Source organism: Stenotrophomonas sp. YJH_SMC_54, from assembly GCF_059368435.1.
Genome location: NZ_JCAFRS010000008.1, coordinates 154,588 through 174,061 on the forward strand (window position 1 = coordinate 154,588; position 19,474 = coordinate 174,061).

Consider the following 19,474-nt stretch of genomic DNA (forward strand, 5'->3'; position numbering starts at 1 on the left):
GCCATGAAACGCCCACGCCAGTTCAGTTTCGGCCGCCCCCGCGGCGGCATGTCGGTCACCATGATGCTGGTCATGCTGGCGCTGCTCGCCATGCTGGGCCTGGTAGAGATCGGCTATCTGTTCTGGGCCAAGCGTGACGCACAGAAAGTCGCGGACCTCGCTGCACTGGCCGGTGCACAACGGCTGGAGCTGTGCACGTCTGACAACAGCGACAACAGTGCAGCGCGGCAGAGCGCGGTCACCCAGAACAGGTTTGCAGGCACCGTGCAGATCCGCTGCGGCAACTGGAGCGCCACACGCAGCACGTCGAACCGCTTCGTTACCACCGTCGATGCCAGCAACCCGCGCAATGCCGTGCAGGTGGTCGCGCAGCGCAGCGTGCTGCCGTTCTTCGGCCAGAACACCGGCCTGCCCACCGTCAGCGTGGAGGCCGTAGCCCGCCGTTCGGAGCCCACTGCAGTATTCGCGGTCGGTTCGCAGCTGCTGCGCACCAATGGCGACTCGGTACTGTTGTCGACCCTGCGCCTGGTCGGCCTGGATGTGACCAATGCCACCGTGCTGTCCTATGACGGCCTCGCCCAGGCCAACATCACGCCGTCGGGTCTGCTCAAGGCGCTGAACATCCCGGTCAGCGCCAACCTCAGCGTGGCTGACTTCAACCGGCTGCTGTCGGTCAACAAGGTCTCGCTGGCACAGCTGGTCGATGCCACCGCCACCGTGGTCGGCCGCGACAGCACCGTGGGCGTACAGCTGCGTGCACTGTCCGATCTGGTCGCCACCCAGCTGGACATCAACAAGCTCAACATCGTGCTGGGCAGCCAGTCCGGTGGCGGCGGTCTGTTCGCCGAAGTGGTCTCGCCCGATGGCACGATCGGCAGCGCGCTGGAAACGAAGGTCAACGTGCTCAACCTGATCAGTACCGCCATCTCCATCGCCAACGACGGCAATGGCGTTGCGGTGAAGGGACTGGACCTGCTGGGCATCAACATCCAGGCCGGCGTGGTGGAACCGCCCTCGATCGCCATCGGTGGCGTCGGCACACGCGCGTACAACGCGCAGGTGCGGCTGATGGTGGACGTGGACAGCAACAACCTGTTCGCGGTGGGCCCGTTGCTGAACCTGCTCGGCACGCGCCTGCACCTGCCACTGCATGTCGATGTCGCCAACGCGATGGGCACGCTGACCGGTATCCAGTGCGGCGCCAGTCCACCCAAGGCCACCATCCAGGTCGATTCGTCGGTGCTGCGCGCCTGCGTCGGTAATGTCGACCCGGCGCAACGCTTTTCCAGGAGCAATGTCTGCGACGCCACCCTGAAGAACGAGCAGTTGCTGAGACTACTCGGACAACCCTTGATCAATGACAGGATCACCCTGCCCGCCCTGACCAGCTCCCAGAACCTGACCCTGGCCGCCGGCGAGACCGCCTCGACCCGGATCAACCCGCTGGCAGTAGGCAACGCGGTGTCGGACCTGGTCAATGAACTGCTGCGCGTGCTGTCAGGCATGCTCAGCTCACCCAAGCAGGGCATGAGCGCCAACGACACCGCCAAGGCACTGGCCGACCGCTACCTGCAGGCCACCTTCCCGCCGAACACCCGCTATGAGGTGGACAAGTTGATTCCACTGCTGCGCGATGGCGACGCAAGCCGGCAACTGGCCCCGCTCAACAGCTGGACCGTACCCGGAGGCCTGCCCTACGCCTGCGGCCTGCTGAACCTGGCCACCTGCCACAAGGACGGTCCGGTCTGGGACGCGTTCAAGGTGACCGTCACCGGCCAGGGACTGGGCGTGCTCGATGGGCTGCTGGGATCGCTGGTGGGCGGCCTGCTGATCAACCGCTGCGACAGCCTGCTCGGCAACCTGATCGACTACAACGGGTGTGTACGCAACAACCTGGCCTCGTACATCCAGACCGCGCCGGCCGGCTTCCTCGATGGTACCGGTGGAACCGGCGTCACCAATCCGGATGGCAGCGTGAGCTGCAGCGGCCTGCTGTGCACGCTGCTCAAGCCGATCCTGACCGCCCTGCGGCCGGTGCTCAACAGCGTCGGCACCCTGCTGACCAACCTGCTGGCGAGCGTGCTGGGCCTGGAACTCGGCCGCACCGACGTCAACGTGCAGTCGATCCAGTGCAGCGCGGCGCAGCTGGTCTACTGACCCGTGACGGGCGCCCTTGGCGGCGCCTGCGCCCATGCTAGACTCCCGGCGGGGAACCACCTTCATCTCAACCCACACTCATCCGTGGATGGTCTAGACATGCGAGAAACTTCAGGGGGCGCGGTCTTCGCCCGGCACGCGCGCGGCGCGGCACTGCTGGCCGTGGCCATGATGCTGGTGGCACCTGCGGCCATGGCTGCCCGTGGCGACCGCGAAGCAGCAGAGCCGGCCGCACGCAGCGCGCCGGTGGTGCGCAACACCGTTGACGAGCTCAAGCAGCTGATGGATTCGCGCCAGCTGACCGAGCTGCGCACGACCTACAACGGCAACTATGGCGCCAGCCTGCTGTTCAACGCCAACACCCTGACCTACTACGTCGCCCTGTTCCAGGAGAAGAACTTCTGGCGGGTGATCAAGACCGATGCGGTCGACAACGCCGAGCGCGTCTACCGCACCTTTGCCCAGCAATCGGAACAGCTGGCGCAGGTCTACATCGATACGACCCGCCTGGAAGCCGGCAAGCGCTACACCGAGCGCCTGGTGGCCTACAACGAGGAGCGCCTGCGCACCCTGCAACAGGAAATGGAACAGCAGCAGGCGCAGTCGGCCCAGGTCAGCGCCGCCCTGCAGCAGGCGCAGCAGCAGGCAGTCAGCCTCAGCACCGACGTGCAGAGCACCAACAGCCAGCTGGATGCGCTGCAGCGCCGCATCCAGATCCTGCAGGCCGAACAGGGCAACCCGGAGCTGAGCCTGCCCAAGCCGGAAGGCGTGCCCTCGCCGGCACCGGCTGCCGCCAGCGACGGGCGCTGAGGCCAGCGCGCAGTAGTCCCGCACGACGGCGCCCTTGGGCGCCGTTGTCGTTTCCATCATTACCGGATTCAGCGGCACGCGTCGTACACCGCGTCATCGAGCTGCCGACGCTGTACGAAGTCCAGGCGCTTGACCTTGGCCAGCACCTCCCCGCGGCGCTGTCGTGCGCGCTCACAGGCTCTGGGGTCCGTGCTGATGGGTATCAGCGCGGCCTGCGGCCGCCCCGAGCGCACGGTGCGCGGTCGCGCCGGCACCGCGCTGCCCGCGCCGGCCGGCTTTGGCACCGGTCCGCGTGACAGCGACTGCTCCTCGGGCACCTCCCAGCGCCATTCCGCATGCCCCTGGCAGGGTGTCTGCTGATAGACCGGATGTGGCCCGTCCACGCATTTGTAGACGTTGGTCTGCGCATGAACCGCCGTGACCAGCATCAGGCACAACAGTGGGCTGCATCGCATTCTCGGCATCGGGGGCTCCTCGACCAGCTGCCGCCATCGTCTGTGCGGTGGCCGCTTCATGCCAGAGCGATACGCGTCACAGTCCGGGCAATCCAGCACAGCCGTGCAAGCCGTCCGATGTGCACTGCGATGTACTGCCGAAGGCACCGGCACCGCTGCCAGTGCCTTCCCTCCCTTCCGCCAAGGAACCCGCAATGAGCAATTACGTCACCGTCGCCGATGGCGCCCGCATCTTCTACAAGGATTGGGGCACCGGCCAGCCGGTCGTGTTCGCCCACGGCTGGCCGCTGTCGTCCGATGCCTGGGACCCGCAGATGCTGTTCATGGGCCAGAACGGCTTCCGCGTGATCGCCCACGACCGTCGCAGCCACGGCCGTTCGAGCCAGACCTGGGATGGCAACAACATGGACACCTACGCCGATGACCTGGCCGCGGTGATCGAGGCGCTGGACCTGAAGGACGCGATCCTGGTCGGCCATTCCACCGGCGGCGGCGAAGTGGCCCACTACATCGGCCGCCACGGCAGCAAGCGCGTGTCAAAAGTGGTGCTGGTCGGCGCCGTGCCGCCGCTGATGCTGAAAACCGACGCCAATCCGGCCGGTACCCCGCTGGACGTCTTCGACGGCATCCGCAAGGGCACGGGCGGTGACCGCTCGCAGTTCTTCAAGGACCTGACCACACCGTTCTTCGGTGCCAACCGCGATGGCAATACCGTTACCCAGGGCATGCGTGATTCGTTCTGGCTGCAGGGCATGCTCGGCGGCGTCAAGGGCCAGTACGACTGCGTGCACGAATTCTCGGAAGTGGACTACACCGAGGACCTGAAGAAGATCGACGTGCCGGCGCTGGTGGTACACGGCGATGACGACCAGATCGTCCCGTTCGATGCCTCGGCGAAGCTGTCCTCGCAGATCATCAAGGATGCCGAGCTGAAGGTGTACGCCGGTGCGCCGCATGGCCTGACCGTCACCCACGCCGACCAGTTCAACGCCGACCTGCTCGCGTTCGCGCGCAGCTGATGTACCGCGGCGGCGCTGCACCGGTGCCGCCGCCCCTTCGGTAGTGCCGGCCGCTGGCCGGCAACCCCGATCACCCATCGTGATCACACACAGCCGGCCAGCGGCCGGCTCTACCACCGGCGGGTCAACCGCCTCTGCTTCGGTAGTGCCGGCCGCTGGCCGGCAACCCGATCACCATCGTGATCACGCGCAGCCGGCCAGCGGCCGGCTCTACCACTGGCGGGTCAAACGCCTCTGCTTCAGTAGTGCCGGCCGCTGGCCGGCAACCCGATCACCATCGTGATCACGCACAGCCGGCCAGCGGCCGGCTCTACCACCGGCGGGTCAAACGCCTCTGCTTCGGTAGTGCCGGCCGCTGGCCGGCAACCCGATCACCCATCGTGATCACGCACAGCCGGCCAGCGGCCGGCTCTACCACCGGCGGGTCAACCGCCTCTGCTTCGGTAGTGCCGGCCGCTGGCCGGCAACCCGATCAACATCGTGATCACGCGCAGCCGGCCAGCGGCCGGCTCTACCACCGGCGGGTCAACCGCCTCTGCTTCGGTAGTGCCGGCCGCTGGCCGGCAACCCCGATCACCCATCGTGATCACGCACAGCCGGCCAGCGGCCGGCTCTACCACCGGCGGGTCAGATGTCGGTGTGGTGATGCGGCACGGCGGCAGGCAGCGGGTCATGCCCACCCACGAAGTGACGCACCACGGGGGCACGCTCACCGCGATGCAGCTCCCGCAACACTTCCTGGATGGCCTTGTCATCAGCGGTGATGCGTTCGTGCTGGCGCAGGTGCTCCAGCCACGACGGGGTCACGAAATACTCCAGGTGGATGCCTGGACTGGCCACGTCCTCGACCACGCCCCAGACCACCGCGCCATCGCGGCGGCGGATCGTACCCAGCGCGCGCATCTGCGACTGGAACGCGGCACGCTCAGCACCGTCGATGCGGTACTCGATGGTGACCAGCACCGGGCCGCGATCGTTCGACACCGGCACCGACAGCTCGGGTGCGGGCCAGTGCCCGGCCGGACGCAGGTTCAGATCCTCGGTGCCAGCAATCCGCACGCGCCACACCAGCAGTCCGCCGATCACCGCACCTGCGGCAGCCACCAGCAACGCCAGCTCCGGCGAGGTGCGCTGTGCCAACGCGCCCCAGCTCAGGCCACCGGCCGCCATGCCGGCCGAGAACACCATGATGTACAGCGCCAGCGCACGCGCGCGTATCCATGCCGGCACCGCCGTCTGCGCGGCGATCTGCAGCGACGACAGCACGGTGATCCAGGCGAAGCCATTGACCAGCATCACAGCCGGAAGCACGTACCAGCTGCGGGTCAGCGCCAGCCCGACCAGGCTGAGCGCCAGCGACAGCGTGGCCAGCAGCACCAGCAGGTCGCGATCCAGCTGCGCGCGCAGCTTCGGCAGCAGCAAGGCACCACCTACGGCACCGATACCGATGCAGCCCAGCAGCATGCCGTACTGCCCCGCCCCACCCTGCATCTGGCCGCGTACCACCACCGGCAGCAGTGCATTCATCGCCGCAGCAAAGAAGAAGAAGCCCACCGACTTGATCAGCACGGCCTGCAGGCGTCCAGCGCGGCTGGCATAGCGCAGGCCCGCCTTCAGCCCTGCACCAAAGCCTTCCGGTGGCAGGCTGGATTGCTTGGGATCACGCTTCCAGCCCCACACCACGAACAGCATCGCGGCAAAGGTGATGGCATTGAAGCCGAACGCCCACACCGCACCCAGCTGCGCCACGATCACGCCACCAATGGCCGGGCCGATCGAGCGGGCGATGTTGATGCCGATCGAGTTCAGCGCCACCGCCGAGGCCAGCATCGGCTGCGGCACCAGCTCGGACACGATCGCGGCCTGCGCCGGCATTGCCATCGCTGCACCGCAACCCATGCAGAAGGTCAGCAGTACCAGCAGCTGCGGAGTCAGCATGTCCATCGCAGTCAGCGCCGCCATCACGGCCGCGACCAGCAGCATCCAGCCCTGGGTCGCCAACAGGTACCTGCGGCGATCGACGATGTCGGCCAGCGTTCCGGCGGCGAGTGCCAGCAGCACGATCGGCACCGTGGTGGCCGACTGCACCAGCGCCACCATCAACGGCGAACCGGTACGTTCGGCCATGACCCAGGCGGCCGCCACGTCATTGACCCAGGTGCCGATGTTGCTGGCCAGGATCGCCAGCCAGATCGAGCGGAACATCTGGATCTTCAGCGGGGACCAGGCACCTGCGGCCTGTACGGGGGGTTGCGACGCGCTTGCGTTCACCATTGCCATGCTCCAACGATCGAGGCGAACAGCGTGTCCTGGCCACCGGCCTGCTTCAGCGCAGGACCGGCATCGACCCAGGCCAGCTGCAGCTGCCATTGCCAGTGTTCGCTGGCCTGCCAGCGGGTTTCGGATTTGTATTGATTACCGATGCGGCGCGCAGCACCGGCACTGCCTGGCAACGCCACCAACGGCGCCGGCGTGGTATAGACCGCATCGGCGCGACGATGCTTCCAGGCCATCTGTACGCCCAGCTCCGTCGTCACCGTGTCGTGCAGGCGCAGGCTCAGGGTCGGCTGCACGTCCATCAGGTTGGCCGGGGCCAGCAGGCTGGCCTCGCTGAAGTAGGCCGATTTCGGGAACAGTGCATTGAAGGTTCCCAGGCGGCCGTCCCGCGGATTGCCATCGCCGCTGGCGACGTCGGCCTTCAGCCCCAGGCGTGGTTGCAGCGGCACATCGTTCCAGCGCCAACCGGTATCGGTAGCCAGCGTCCAGGCGCGAATGTCGAGGTTGCCGGTCGCGGTGCGCAGTTCACCGCCCTGCGCCACCAGCTCGCTGTTCCAGTCCAGTGCACCGGCCTGGCCGAACCAGCGCGCACCCAAGGTCTGCCGCCGCTCGATGCCGGAACCCGCCGCGAAGCGTGCGCCTTCGCGGCGGTAGTCCAGCAGATACAGATCCCACTGCGCCGCGCCCTGCCCGCGTGCCGTGGTGGCATAGGCACCCCACAGGTGGGCACCGTGCTCCCCGCGATCATCAAAGGCACCCGGCCGGTTCTCCACCGGTCGCAGTGCCATCAGATCAAGCGTGCCGAGGCGGCCCTTCCAGCCCAGGCGCGCACCATCGAAGGCCAGGCGGATGTTCGGCCCATCGCGCACCGACAACAGTCGTGAGCTTCCGTAGCCGGCTTCCTGCCGACCGAGTTGCAGGTGGAAGCCGCCGCGCTGCCAGCGCCAATACGCCTGCTGCACGTCCAACGCGCTGCGGTCGGTGCGGCCGGGTCCGCCAGCCCTGCCATTCTCAGCATGCACGCCCAGCTGCAGCTTTGCCTGCCAGCTGTCCTCCACATAGGTGGCCGAGGCCAGCGCACGCAGCAGGCCATGGCCATCTTCGCTGCCACCAATACCGAACCGGGTCGGGTCGTAGTACAGGCCACGCACGCGCAGTGAGGCATCCCACTGCAATTGGCCGTCACCGGCGTCTGTGCAGTGGCCACCCTCGCAGGCCAGCGCCAGCGATGGCACGGCCAGCAGCGCCAGGCTCAGAACGCGAAGCACGAGCATCCCATCGCGCCCCAGAACGCGGTCAGGTCATTGGTCGGCGCCGCGTGCTGCGCGGCATGCCCGTGCGCACCGTGGGTACTGCAGGCCACGCCGTGATGGCGGCGATGGGTGGTGGCCAACCCGGTGGCCGCACCGCCGACGTGGTAGCCACCGAACCGGTTGACCGGCGACCAGTCCGGCATCGCCGGCGGCAGCTGCGGCGCAAGGCCGGCGTAGTCGCCGTCGGCGTGCACGATGCGGCCGCCGACCACGGTCAGCAGGCTGGTGATGTCGGCAATTTGCGCGTCGTCGACGCGGAAGAAATCGGCCGAGAGCAGGATGAAGTCGGCCAATTGGCCAGCTTTCAGCGTGCCCTTCACCGCCTCGTCGCCGGAGAACCAGGCGCTGCCCTGGGTCCACAGGCGCAGGGCCTGCTCGCGTTCAAGCAGGTTTTCCTCGCCATACAGGGCCAGCCCACCCACGGTGCGCCCGGTCACCAGCCAGGACAACGCCACCCACGGGTTGTAACTGGCCACGCGGGTGGCGTCGGTACCGGCACCGACCGGCACGCCTTCGGCCAGCATGCGCTTGACCGGCGGCGTGTGCCGCGCGGCCTGCACGCCATAGCGCTCGACGAAGGCTTCGCCCTGGTAGGCCATGCGGTGCTGCACGGCAATGCCGCCACCCAGCGCACGGATGCGTTCGATGTTGCGCGGGGTGATGGTCTCGGCGTGGTCGATGAACCAGTGCAGGCCATCGAACGGCACCTCGCGGTTGACCTGTTCGTACACATCCAGGATGCGGGTGATGCTCTCGTCGTAGGTGGCGTGGATGCGGAACGGCCAGCGCTTCTCGACCAGCAGCTTCACCACGTCGTGCAGTTCCGGCTCAAGCTCCGGCGGCAGTTCCGGGCGGGGCTCGTTGAACAGTTCGAAGTCGGCGGCGGAGAACACCAGCATCTCGCCGGCACCGTTGTGGCGCAGCAGGTCATCGCCCTGGCGCGGCTGCAGGATCTCGCTCCAGCCACGGAAGTCATCCACTTCCCTGCCCTTGTTCTGGGTGAACAGGTTGTAGGCAATGCGCACCGTCAGCTGGTCATCGCGGTGCAGCTGCTCGATGACCTGGTAATCCTCGGGATAGTTCTGGAAGCCACCGCCGGCGTCGATCACCGAGGTGATGCCAAGCCGGTTCAGTTCGCGCATGAAGTGGCGTGTCGAGTTCGCCTGGTACTCGATCGGCAGGCGCGGTCCCTTGGCCAGCGTCGCGTACAGGATCAACGCATTCGGCTTGGCCAGCAGCAGCCCGGTCGGGTTGCCCAGCGAGTCACGCACGATCTGCCCGCCCGGCGGATCCGGCGTGTCCTTGGTGTAGCCGCAGGCGCGCAGCGCGGCACGGTTGAGGAGTGCGCGGTCATACAGGTGCAGCAGGAACACCGGTGTATCCGGCGCGATGTCGTTGAGCTCCTGCAGGGTCGGCAAGCGCTTCTCGTTGAACTGCGCGGCAGTGAAGCCACCGACCACGCGTACCCACTGCGGCGCGGGCGTGCGGTCGACCTGGGCCTTCAGCATGTCCAGGGCGTCGCCCAGCGAGCGCAGGCCGTCCCAGCGCAGTTCCAGGTTGTAGTTCAGGCCACCGCGGATCAGGTGGGTGTGGCTGTCGTTGAGGCCGGGCAGCAGGCGCCGGCCCTGAGCGTCGATCAAGGTCGCTTCATTGCCCCAGCCACGCATGATCTCCTCGTCGCTGCCGACGGCAACAATGCGTCCTTCCTGCACGGCCAGCGCCTGCGCATGCGGCTGCTGCGGGTCGAGGGTGGTGATGCGGGCATTGCGGATGACCAGCGTGCTCATGCGACGCTCCTTGGAAGTGGAATCGAGTTCGGCACCGGCACGGCCGGCCAGACCGAGCGCAACAGCGGCGCCGCTGGCCAGCAGCACGTTGCGGCGGCCGTGATCGAGGGGATCGTGACTCATGCGAGGTCTCCCGGAAGGCGATGGACGTCCAGTGCCCAGGTGCCGGGCCCGGCCAACGCGATGGCCAGCAGTACCGTGGTCCACATCAACGGGTACTCACTGCCACCGCGCATCCAGAACCAGCCCCTGGGCAGGGCCAACAGGACGGTGAAACCGATGAAGGCGGCCGCTGCAAGCGCGGCGATGCGGGTCTGCCATCCCAGCAGCACGGCCAGCCCGGACAGCACCTGCAGCAGGGCCAGCAACAGCGGCAACGGTGCCACCGCTGGCAGCCCGAAGCTGCGCAGCTCGGTAGCGAAGCCGGACAGCCCCGGTCCACCGAACCAGCCGAACAGCTTGCCCAGTGCGTGCGGCAGCAGGAAGCCTCCTGCCGCCAAGCGCAGCATCAGCAGGGCCAGGTCGAGGCCATGGCCAGCCAGCATGCTCAGTGCCCGCCTTCCTGCGCGCCGAACATGCGCTTGGCGTACTGGATGCCGATGCCGTAGCCGCCGGCATGGTCGCGGGCAATGCCGGTGGTCAGGTCGTAGGTTTCACCGCGTGCCCAGTCGCGCTGCAGTTCGAGCAGGTACTGCACGCTGGTCATCGGCACCGCGCCGGCCTGCACCATGCGGGTGATCGCACGCTCGTGCGCTTCTTCGCTGACATCGCCGCAGGCATCGGTGATCACGTAGACCTCGAAACCCTGCGCCAGCGCCGACAGCGCCGGCCCGACGATGCAGACGCTGGTCCAGAGGCCGGCAAGCACCAGGCGGCGCTTGCCGATGCGGTTGATCTCGTCGATCACCGCCCGGTCTTCCCAGGTATTCATCGAGGTGCGGTCGAACACCGGCTGGCCTGGGAAGATCTGCGGCAGTTCCGGGAACATCGGGCCGGAGAACGACGCTTCTGCAACCGTGGTCAGCACCACCGGCACATTGAAGCCCTTGGCCCCCTTGCTGATCAACGACACGTTGTTGCGCAGCGCGGAGATGTCGATGGTATGGGTAGCGAATGCCATCTGTGACTGGAAGTCGATCAGCACCAGGGCATGGTCGGTGGGCGACAACAGGGCCGGGGCGGGCGTGGCGGTGGCAAGGCTCATGGGTGAACTCCGTTGGAAACACGATCAGGGGGAAGCAACAGGGCTGCATCGCCGGCCAGGTACTGGCCGGGGCTGCAGCCGGTCTCGGCGCGGAAGCTGCGGACGAAATGGCTCTGGTCGAAGAAGCCGAGCTGCTGCGCCAGGCAGGACATCGGCAGGTGCTGGGCCGACAACAGCTGGCGCGCACGTTCGATACGGCGACGGCGTACATAGCGCAGCGGGCTGGCGCCGGTACCGCTGCGGAACAGGCGCACCAGATGGAAGCGACTGACGCAGGCGACGGCCGCCAGTTCGGTGACCCGCAGCGGCTGTGACAGGTGTTCATCGACATAGCGCAATGCACGCTGCAATGCGGCGACCTGCTGCGGCGCCAGTGAAGCGGCGGGCGGATCAGGCGGAAGGATGGTGGCCATGCGGGACGCCGCGAAGGGATGCCCCATGGTGCGTGACCCCTGCGTGATGCCCTACCCCCGTCGGTCGAGGCCAGCACCTACCCGAATGGGGGAGGCCGACGGCCGAGCAGGCGGCGCCCGAACAACCGCGCATCCAGTGAATAAGCGCCAGGGCCCAGCGCCAGCAAGGCCAGCGGCAACACCACCAGTGGCCACGGCAGTGCCTGTGCATACAGGCCCAGTGTTGCCGGCACTACCGCCAGCGGCGTCAATACGCCCAGTGCAAGCATCGCCACCGCCAGCAGGCATAGCGCCGACAGCCAGCCCGCGTGCGTGCCCGGCGTGCACAATGCAGCGGCCACGCACAGCCGCAGCCACAGCAGGCCGATGCCCGGCCCGCGGTCGGGGAACATCACGAACAGGCGCTGCATGGCCGGACTCCACAGGACATGCCGGCGTGATAGCCGACCACGGCACCAGGCGCCTACCCCGTTCGGGTCACCCGCGGCTGCCCCGCACCTGCGAGAATGCGCGCCATGCGTGGCCGCCCCTTCCCGTTCCTGCGTCGCCTGCCGGCGCTGCTGGCGTGCCTGCTGCTGTGGACCGCCCTGCCCGCCCTCGCCGTGCAGCGGCCGGCCGTGAGCAGCGGGTTGCCCGGCTACGAGCACACTGCCTGGCGGGTCGGCCAGGGTGCACCCGGTGACATCTGGGACATCAGCCAGGACCGTGACGGCCTGTTGTGGTTGGCTACCGGTTCGGGCCTGTACCGATTCGACGGACGTCGCTTCGAACGGCAGGCGCCACCGGCTGGCACCCGCTACCCGTCCACCAACATGGTCACGTTGGAACACAGCGCCGATGGCGCACTGTGGATCGGCTACTTCCAGGCAGGCATCAGCCAGTTCGCGCGCGGCCACCTGTACAACTACGGCCGCGGCCAGGGCGTGCCGGTTGGCGTGGTACCGCACTTCAGCCAGGACCGCGACGGCCGCATGTGGGCAGCCATCAATGGAGGGCTGCGCGAGTTCGATGGCCAGCGCTGGCAGCCGCTGCCCGCAGACACGGGCGTTCCGGAACACCGCGTGCAATGGGTGCTGCACGACAGCCGTGGCACCTTCTGGGTACTGGCCAACCTCAGGATCTGGATGCGTCCTGCAGGCCAACCGCGTTTCGAGGACACCGGCATTGCTGTATCCCAGATGGCGACGCTGACCGAGAGCCCGCAGGGCGAAGTCTGGCTGGCCGACCGTGTGCGCGGCACCTCGCCGCTGGCCAATGCGCAGGGCCTGCTGCCGGACAGCGAACGCGAAGCGCGACGCCTGCCGGACCTGGTCGCCGCGCGCCTGCAGTTCACTGCCGACGGCGCGTTATGGGCCACGATGAGCCCGCATGGCGGTGTGGCCCGGGTCACGTTCGACGGCAGCCGCGCCGTGCGCATGGAGCGTTTCGATTCGCCGCACGGGCTGACCGCCACCTCGGCCGTGCCGATCATCGCCGACCGCGAAGGCAATCTCTGGGTCGGCACCAATCTGGGCCTCAACCGCTTCCGCGTGCGCAGCGTGCACACGCTGGCGGTCGGCCCCAGTGATCCCTATCGCTCGCTGGTGCGGGCCAGCGATGGGCGTGTGTACGGCTACGGCGAGGACCTCAAGCCGTACGACCTGCGCCGGCCACTGCTGGAAGGCAGCGCCGCACAACTGCAGGCGGCCGCGCGCCGGGCACCCACGCCGATCTGGCAGTTCGACTGGGTCAACCTGGCACGCACGGTGGCCGGCCACACCACGCTGATTCCGCTGCCCGAGCCCTTCACCGGGCAACCGCTGCATGCCCTGCTGTTCGCCGATGACGACCAGGCCTGGGTCTGCACCGGTGAACGTGGCGTGCTGCACTATCTGCACGGCCAGTGGCAGCGCGAAACGCGCCTGCCCGAACAGGCCTGCTCATCACTGGCGCTGGATGCCAATGGCCAGCTGCTGCTCGGCTATGCCGACGGCCGGCTGCGCAGCATGGGCGCGACCCGCATCGAAACCTTCGATGCCAACCACGGGCTGTTGGTCGGGCCGGTCACCGCGCTGCTGCACCACCAGGACCTGTTGCTGGTGGCCGGTGAGGCCGGGCTGGCCGCCCGCCTCGGCAATGGCCGCTTCATGCCGGTCAGCACCGACATGGCCGGCGTGCTGGAGGGCATCACCGGCATGGTTGCCGATGCGCACGGTCACCTGTGGCTCAATGGCAGTCGTGGCCTGGTCCGGTTGGGGAGCGATCAGTTGCGGCGGGCGCTGCGTACCGGGCAGCCGGTGACGCCACGCCTGTTCGATGCGGTGGATGGCATGCCGGGCATCGCCCTGCAGAGCGGACCGATCCCCACCGCCGTGCTGGCCGACGACGGCCTGCTATGGCTGGCCACCAACCAGGGCCTGGCCTGGCTGGACACCACCCGGTCGCACGTCAATGCGATGGCTCCCAGCGTGCGCATCGGCGACGTGCTGCATGGCAGCGAACGGCAACCACTGCGGGACGGCCTGCGCCTGCCGGCCGGCACCAGCCAGCTGCAGATCGACTACGTGGCGCTGTCGCTGGCACGCCCGGAACGCAACCGCTATCGCTATCGCCTGTCCGGCGTTGACGATAGCTGGCAGGACGCGGGCAGCAGCACCCGCGCGTATTACACCAACCTCGCGCCAGGCAACTACCGGTTCGAGGTGGAAGCCGCCAATGAGGACGGCATCTGGAGCACCGCACCGGCCAGCCGCAGCTTCCGCATCGCGCCTACCTTCATCCAGACCGTGTGGTTCAAACTGCTGTGCACCGCCGCCGTGCTCGCACTACTGGTGCTGGCAGTACGCATCCGCAGCGGGCAGCTGGCCGCGCTGTTCCGTGCGCGCCTGCAGGAACGCAATGGCGAACGCGAACGCATCGCGCGCGACCTGCACGACACCCTGCTGCAGGGCAGCCAGGGCCTTATCCTGCGCCTGCATGCGATCAGCCAGTCACCCCAGACCCCCGAGCCGGTGCGCAGCCAGCTGGAGTCGGCGATGCAGCTGGCCGAGCGCAACCTGGCCGAGGGCCGCGAGCGGGTCAATGCGCTGCGCGAGGGGCCGTTCGCGGGTCGCGACCTCGCTTCGGCACTGGCCGATGTGCACGCCGAGTATGCCGGGCACGGCACCAATCCGCTGCGCCTGACCGTGGAAGGCCCCCACCCACCGCTGCAGGCTGATGCCGCCGAGGAAGTGTTCCTGATCGGACGCGAGGCGATCCGCAATGCGCTGCGCCATGCCAATGCCAGCGCCATCGAAGTGGAGCTGTCCTACGGCACGCGGTGCTTCCTTCTACACGTGCGCGATGATGGCGTGGGCATCGCCGACGAAAATGCCGGCCATGGCCATTGGGGCCTGCAGGGCATGCGCGAGCGCGCGCAGCGCCTTGGCGCGGAACTGCAGCTGTGGACCCGCCCCGGGCTGGGGACCGAAGTCGCGCTGGCAGTTCCCGCCCGGCGCCTGTATCACCGCCGCCCATCACGTTGGCGCTGGCCCTGGAGTAGAACGAGCCATGACTGAAACCCCTGCCCCGATCGGCGTACTGGTGGTCGACGACCACCCGCTGCTGCGTGACGGCCTGGCCGCCCTGCTGGGCGCACAACCCGATCTGCGCCTGCTCGGTGAAGCCGCCGACGGCGAGGAAGCCATCGCACGCTACCAGCAGCTGCAGCCGGACGTGGTGCTGATGGACCTGCAGATGCCCCGCCTGGATGGTGTGGAAGCCATCGTGCGGATCCGCGCGACGGACCCGCGCGCGCGCATCATCGTGCTGACCACCTACCGCGGTGACGTACGTGCGGTGCGGGCGTTGCAGGCCGGCGCCAGCGCCTACCTGCTGAAGGACATGCTGCGCCACGAGCTGGTCGACACGATCCGCATGGTTGCGGGCGGCCGGCGCGCGCCGATTCCACCAGCGGTGGCGGCGAGCATCGCCGCGCATGTGGTGGAAGACCGGTTGTCGCCGCGCGAGACCGAAGTGCTGCGGCACGTGGCCGGTGGCCTGTCGAACAAGCGCATCGGCGAGCGCATGCAGATTTCAGAGCAGACGGTGAAGGCGCACATGAAGAGCCTGATGGACAAGCTGGGCGTGGGCGATCGCACGCACGCGGTGACCCAGGCGCTGCGGCGCGGCATCATCAGCCTGGACGACAGCGGTCACGATTAGGGGGTTGTTCGGCAGGGCTGCAAGCCCTGCCGAACGCCCCCCTTACTTCAAGCGCAGGAGCAGGCTGCCGCCCGCACACACCACTGCCAGCCAGGCCACGCCGTGCCACCCCCACTGCGCCAGCGCCAGGCTGCCCAGCGCACCACCGGCGGCCATGCCGATGAACATGCCCGTGAACAGCAGCGCATTGAGGCGGCTGCGGGCCGGCGGCACCAGGCCATAGACCAGCGTCTGGTGCGCCACCAGCGCTGACTGGAAACCGAAGTCGAACAGCAGCGCACTCACCACCAGCAGCGGCAGCAGCGCGGCGGCCGGCAACCAGGCTTCGGCCAGCAGCAGCCCGAAACCCAGCAGCGCCACTGCGATCGCCAGCCGCGCCACCGCATGGCAACCCAGGCGATCGGCGAAACGTCCTGCAAACGGCGCAGCCAATGCGCCGGCCGCGCCGGCGATACCGAACGCACCCGCCGCCGCACTGCCCAGGCCCAGGCGGGCATGCAGCATCAGCGCCAGCGTCGACCAGAACGCGCTGAAGCCCACTGCCAGCAACGACTGGCTGGCCACCGCACGGCGCAGCTGCGGCTGCTCGCGCCACAACGCCAGCAACGAACCCAGCAACGCCGGATAGCGCAGCGTGCTGGTCGGTGCGAAACGCGGCAGCGCGCGCGCCATCACCGCGCCCATCGCCGCCACCGTTACCGCAGCCAGTACGAACTGCGTGCGCCAACCCCATGCTTCAGCCACCACGCCACTGACCACGCGCGACAGCAGGATGCCGAGCAGCAGGCCGGTCATCACCCGGCCGACGATCTGACCGCGCTGTGCATCCGGCGCCAGCACCGCAGCGGCAGGCACGATGTCCTGCGCCAGCGTGGCCATCAGCCCGACCAGCAGGCTGGCCATCAGCAGCCCCGGCAGGTGCCCGGCCATCGCTGCGGCGCCAAGTGCCAGTGCCAGCAACGCGGACTTCAACAGGATCAAGGTGCGGCGGTCGAAGCGGTCGCCCAGCGGTGCCAGCAGCAGGATGCCCAGTGCATAGCCGAGCTGGGTCAGGGTCGGTACCAGGCCGGCGGCGCGCTCGCCTGCGCCGAGGTCCTGGGCGATCAGGCCCAGCATCGGCTGGCTGTAGTAGAGGGAGGCGACCGAGAAGCCGGCGCCGGCCGCCATTGCCAGCACCAGCGGGGTGGAGGGTGCGGTCGCGGGCGCGGCGGCGACGGATAGCGAAGGGGTAGACATGGGGGAGCCCGGTGGAGGAAGTGGGCGTATCCTGCCGCTATTCGCCACACGTCTGTAGTAGGCTTCATTACATATTCTTCATACGCCATACGCATGAATGACCTCACCACCGGCGCCGATCGCCTGGATCTGCTGCGCACCTTCCTGCGCATCGTCGACGCGGGCAGCCTGTCTGCTGCGGCCGTGCAGCTGGGCACCACCCAGCCGACAGTCAGCCGACGCCTGCAGGCCCTGGAGCGACAGCTCGGCCTGCGCCTGCTGCAGCGCTCCACCCACGGCCTGCAGCTGACCGAAGATGGCCTGCGCTGCCAGCGCCATGCGCAACGCGTGGTCGACGAATGGGAGTCGCTGCAGGCCGAACTGCACGGCGAACCGGAAACGCTGCGCGGACGCCTGCGGGTAATGGTGCCGCACGCCTTCGGCCAGGCGCAGCTGCTGCCGACCATGCTCGCGTTCCTCGCCCAGCACCCACAGCTGAGCCTGGAGTGGATCCTTGAAGATCGTCGCCCGGATTTCATCGCCGAAGGCATCGACTGCGCGGTGCGGGTGGGTCCGGTCGACGAACCGCGCATGGTCGCACTGCCGCTCGCCGAAGTGCCGCGCATCGTCGTGGCAGCGCCGTCGCTGGTGCAGGCCACCGCGATCAGCACACCAGAACAAGCGCAGGCACTGCCGTGGATCTCACTGGTCACCTACTACCGCGAACGCCTGCTGCTGCATGACGCACAGGGCCGCGCGCATACGCTGTCGATCAGCCCACGCCTGCTCAGCGACAACCTGTTCGTGGTGCAGCAGGCCGCACGCGCTGGGCTGGGCGCAGCGGTGGTCTCGGCCTGGCTGGTAGCCGACGATCTCGCACAGGGGCGGCTGGTACAGCTGCTGCCGGACTGGCAGGCGCCGGCACTGCCGGTGCATGTCGTGTTTCCTGCTGCGCGCCAGCAGCCGCCGCGGCTGCGCGCCTTCATCGATGCGATGAAGGCCGCACTGCCGCAACTTCATGGAATGCGGCCGGCACCGCGTTAGGCCAGCGGCCGCGTCATCCACGCATGGCGTGGATTCCGTCCAACCCCATAGGGTCGGATCCCTTCCCACCGGGAAGGGCTCTGACCCTGTCGGTCACTGCGTCTTCGCCGCCTCGGCATTCCACGCCGCCACCCTGGCCTTGGTATCAGCCAACATCCTGTCCAGCGCAGCGCGGTCATACACGCTGCCACGCAGGATCACGCTGTCGATCTTCTCGGTGGCGGCGATGTCCTGCAGCGGGTTGGCGGTCAGCAGCACCAGATCGGCGGCCTTGCCCTGTGCGACACCACCGTAGCGGTCCATCTGGCCGAACCAGGCCGGACCGGAACGGGTTGCGGCCGACAGCGCCTGCGGTGCGGTCAGGCCTTCCTTGACGAACAGCTGCAGTTCCTGGTGCAACGCGATGCCCGGGAAGTTGAACGAATTGAGGAAGCCCGCATCGGTACCGGCGATGATCGTCACGCCCGCCTCCTGCAGCAGCGGCAGCACCGCGGCCACCTGGTGGTACTGCGCGTGGCGCGCTTCAATCTGCGCCGGCGTGGCCTTGGCTGCGCGGTCCACGCGCCACTGGTAGGTCGCGCGCAGGCCAGGGCCGATGTAGGCCAGGTACGGATCGTTGGCGTGGTCATCCTGGTCAAGGAAGTCGAGGATGCGGCCACCATTGAGGGTCGGGGTCACGAATACGCCGCGCTTTGCGAAATCACGGTAGGCATGCATCGCAGTGTCAGGGTCGAAGCTGGCGTCGAGGCGCCGGTTGGCTTCGGCGCGGTCGATGCGGCCTGCGCCGAAGTCGGCGGCGATCTGCGCTTCATCCTTGCTGCCGGCCTTGAATGCGTAGTCCAGATGCTCGATCGAAGCCAGGCCGGCATCGACCGCCTGCTCCACGGTCAGTGCCATCGGAATATGCCCCGAGGCTTTGAAGCCGGCCTTTCGCGCAGCGCTGGCCGAGTACAGGAACAGTTCCGGCTTCAGCGTGCTGTCGGTGATCTTCACGAAATCGACCTTGTCATGCTGCAGGCGGGCGATCGCCTTGTCGGCGTCGGCCTCGCTGCCCACTTCGATCGTGCCCTTCCAGACCGGCTTGATGCCTTCGATCTTCGCACCGGAGCTGAGCAGGCGCGGGCCGAACAGCGTGCCCTTGGCGATCTCGCCGCGCCACTGCAGCACCTGCTCGGGCAGGTCGCCGGAGCAGTCACGCACGGTGGTGATGCCGTGCGCGATGTACAACGGCAGCAGCGCCTTGTTCTCTTCGATCAGCGCCGGACCACCACCGAAGTGCACATGCATGTCCCACAGGCCCGGAATCAGGTACTTGCCCTTGGCATCGATCTGGCGGGCCGCATTCCATCGGCTGCGCAACTGCGCGTCCGGGCCGACGGCGACGATGTCCTCGCCACGGATCACCACGCTCTGCCCGGCCAGGGTGCTGGCGTGCTCGACATCGACCACGGTGGCATTGCGGATCAGCAGGTCGGCGCGCTCGGCGGCAGACGCCGACAGCGGTGCTACCGCAAGGAGGATGGCAAGGGACAACGGACGGGAACGGAACATGGACAGCATCCTGATGGGCACGCCCAGCGTGCGGGTGGAAGGGGTTT

General features: G+C 68.0%; 16 protein-coding genes. 6 read left to right on the forward strand and 10 right to left on the reverse strand.

The features are described 5' to 3' along the window. Positions 1-3: 3 nt before the first annotated feature. On the forward strand, positions 4-2,157 hold the full coding sequence (locus AC5P5S_RS11635; protein ID WP_043035227.1) for a TadG family pilus assembly protein: 2,154 nt from the start codon (positions 4-6) through the stop codon (positions 2,155-2,157). 99 nt (positions 2,158-2,256) lie between these two features. Then, a complete protein-coding gene (locus AC5P5S_RS11640) occupies positions 2,257-2,967 on the forward strand; it encodes a DUF2968 domain-containing protein (RefSeq protein ID WP_043035226.1) in 711 nt (236 codons plus the stop codon). Positions 2,968-3,035: 68 nt separating this feature from the next. Here the strand turns inward: AC5P5S_RS11640 and AC5P5S_RS11645 are convergent, their stop codons facing one another. Continuing rightward, on the reverse strand, positions 3,036-3,431 hold the full coding sequence (locus AC5P5S_RS11645) for a hypothetical protein (protein WP_043035225.1): 396 nt from the start codon (positions 3,429-3,431) through the stop codon (positions 3,036-3,038). A gap of 185 nt (positions 3,432-3,616) precedes the next feature. Between AC5P5S_RS11645 and AC5P5S_RS11650 the strand changes: the two genes are divergently transcribed. After that, entirely contained in the window at positions 3,617-4,441 is an 825-nt protein-coding gene (locus tag AC5P5S_RS11650) for an alpha/beta fold hydrolase (protein WP_005410005.1), read from the forward strand. Between the two features lie 627 nt (positions 4,442-5,068). Here AC5P5S_RS11650 and AC5P5S_RS11655 read toward each other — a convergent pair. The 7 genes from AC5P5S_RS11655 to AC5P5S_RS11685 all read right to left on the reverse strand — a co-directional run bounded on the left by AC5P5S_RS11655 (position 5,069) and on the right by AC5P5S_RS11685 (position 11,845). Continuing rightward, entirely contained in the window at positions 5,069-6,715 is a 1,647-nt protein-coding gene (locus AC5P5S_RS11655) for an MFS transporter (protein ID WP_062606248.1), read from the reverse strand. Beyond that, entirely contained in the window at positions 6,709-7,992 is a 1,284-nt protein-coding gene (locus AC5P5S_RS11660) for an alginate export family protein (RefSeq protein WP_043035223.1), read from the reverse strand. The genes AC5P5S_RS11655 and AC5P5S_RS11660 overlap by 7 nt, the downstream gene beginning before the upstream one ends. Continuing rightward, positions 7,971-9,818, reverse strand: a complete 1,848-nt coding sequence (locus tag AC5P5S_RS11665; protein WP_171968963.1) for an amidohydrolase — start codon at positions 9,816-9,818, stop codon at positions 7,971-7,973. The genes AC5P5S_RS11660 and AC5P5S_RS11665 overlap by 22 nt, the downstream gene beginning before the upstream one ends. Before the next feature lie 119 nt (positions 9,819-9,937). Continuing rightward, positions 9,938-10,363 carry a DoxX family protein gene (locus AC5P5S_RS11670; RefSeq protein ID WP_005413752.1) on the reverse strand — a complete coding sequence of 142 codons (426 nt, stop codon included), beginning with the start codon at positions 10,361-10,363 and terminating at the stop codon, positions 9,938-9,940. A gap of 2 nt (positions 10,364-10,365) precedes the next feature. Beyond that, positions 10,366-11,022: a hydrolase gene (locus AC5P5S_RS11675; protein WP_012480558.1), complete on the reverse strand. Its 657-nt coding sequence runs from the start codon at positions 11,020-11,022 to the stop codon at positions 10,366-10,368. Further along, positions 11,019-11,462, reverse strand: a complete 444-nt coding sequence (locus AC5P5S_RS11680; RefSeq protein WP_012480559.1) for a helix-turn-helix transcriptional regulator — start codon at positions 11,460-11,462, stop codon at positions 11,019-11,021. Before AC5P5S_RS11680 ends, AC5P5S_RS11675 begins: the two co-directional genes overlap by 4 nt. Positions 11,463-11,512: 50 nt before the next feature. After that, positions 11,513-11,845, reverse strand: coding sequence for a hypothetical protein (locus AC5P5S_RS11685; RefSeq protein WP_005413754.1), 333 nt, complete (start codon positions 11,843-11,845; stop codon positions 11,513-11,515). Between the two features lie 96 nt (positions 11,846-11,941). On the opposite strand from AC5P5S_RS11685, the gene AC5P5S_RS11690 reads away from it, so the two are divergent. Beyond that, positions 11,942-14,971: a sensor histidine kinase gene (locus AC5P5S_RS11690; protein WP_062606250.1), complete on the forward strand. Its 3,030-nt coding sequence runs from the start codon at positions 11,942-11,944 to the stop codon at positions 14,969-14,971. Continuing rightward, a complete protein-coding gene (locus tag AC5P5S_RS11695; protein WP_043035219.1) occupies positions 14,964-15,617 on the forward strand; it encodes a response regulator in 654 nt (217 codons plus the stop codon). Before AC5P5S_RS11690 ends, AC5P5S_RS11695 begins: the two co-directional genes overlap by 8 nt. Before the next feature lie 42 nt (positions 15,618-15,659). On the opposite strand, the gene AC5P5S_RS11700 is transcribed toward AC5P5S_RS11695, so the two are convergent. After that, positions 15,660-16,853, reverse strand: a complete 1,194-nt coding sequence (locus tag AC5P5S_RS11700) for an MFS transporter (RefSeq protein WP_062606252.1) — start codon at positions 16,851-16,853, stop codon at positions 15,660-15,662. Between the two features lie 93 nt (positions 16,854-16,946). On the opposite strand from AC5P5S_RS11700, the gene AC5P5S_RS11705 reads away from it, so the two are divergent. Next, positions 16,947-17,876, forward strand: coding sequence for a LysR family transcriptional regulator (locus tag AC5P5S_RS11705; protein WP_062606254.1), 930 nt, complete (start codon positions 16,947-16,949; stop codon positions 17,874-17,876). A gap of 93 nt (positions 17,877-17,969) precedes the next feature. Here AC5P5S_RS11705 and AC5P5S_RS11710 read toward each other — a convergent pair whose 3' ends face one another. Further along, a complete protein-coding gene (locus AC5P5S_RS11710) occupies positions 17,970-19,427 on the reverse strand; it encodes an amidohydrolase family protein (protein WP_062606262.1) in 1,458 nt (485 codons plus the stop codon). Positions 19,428-19,474: the final 47 nt, after the last annotated feature.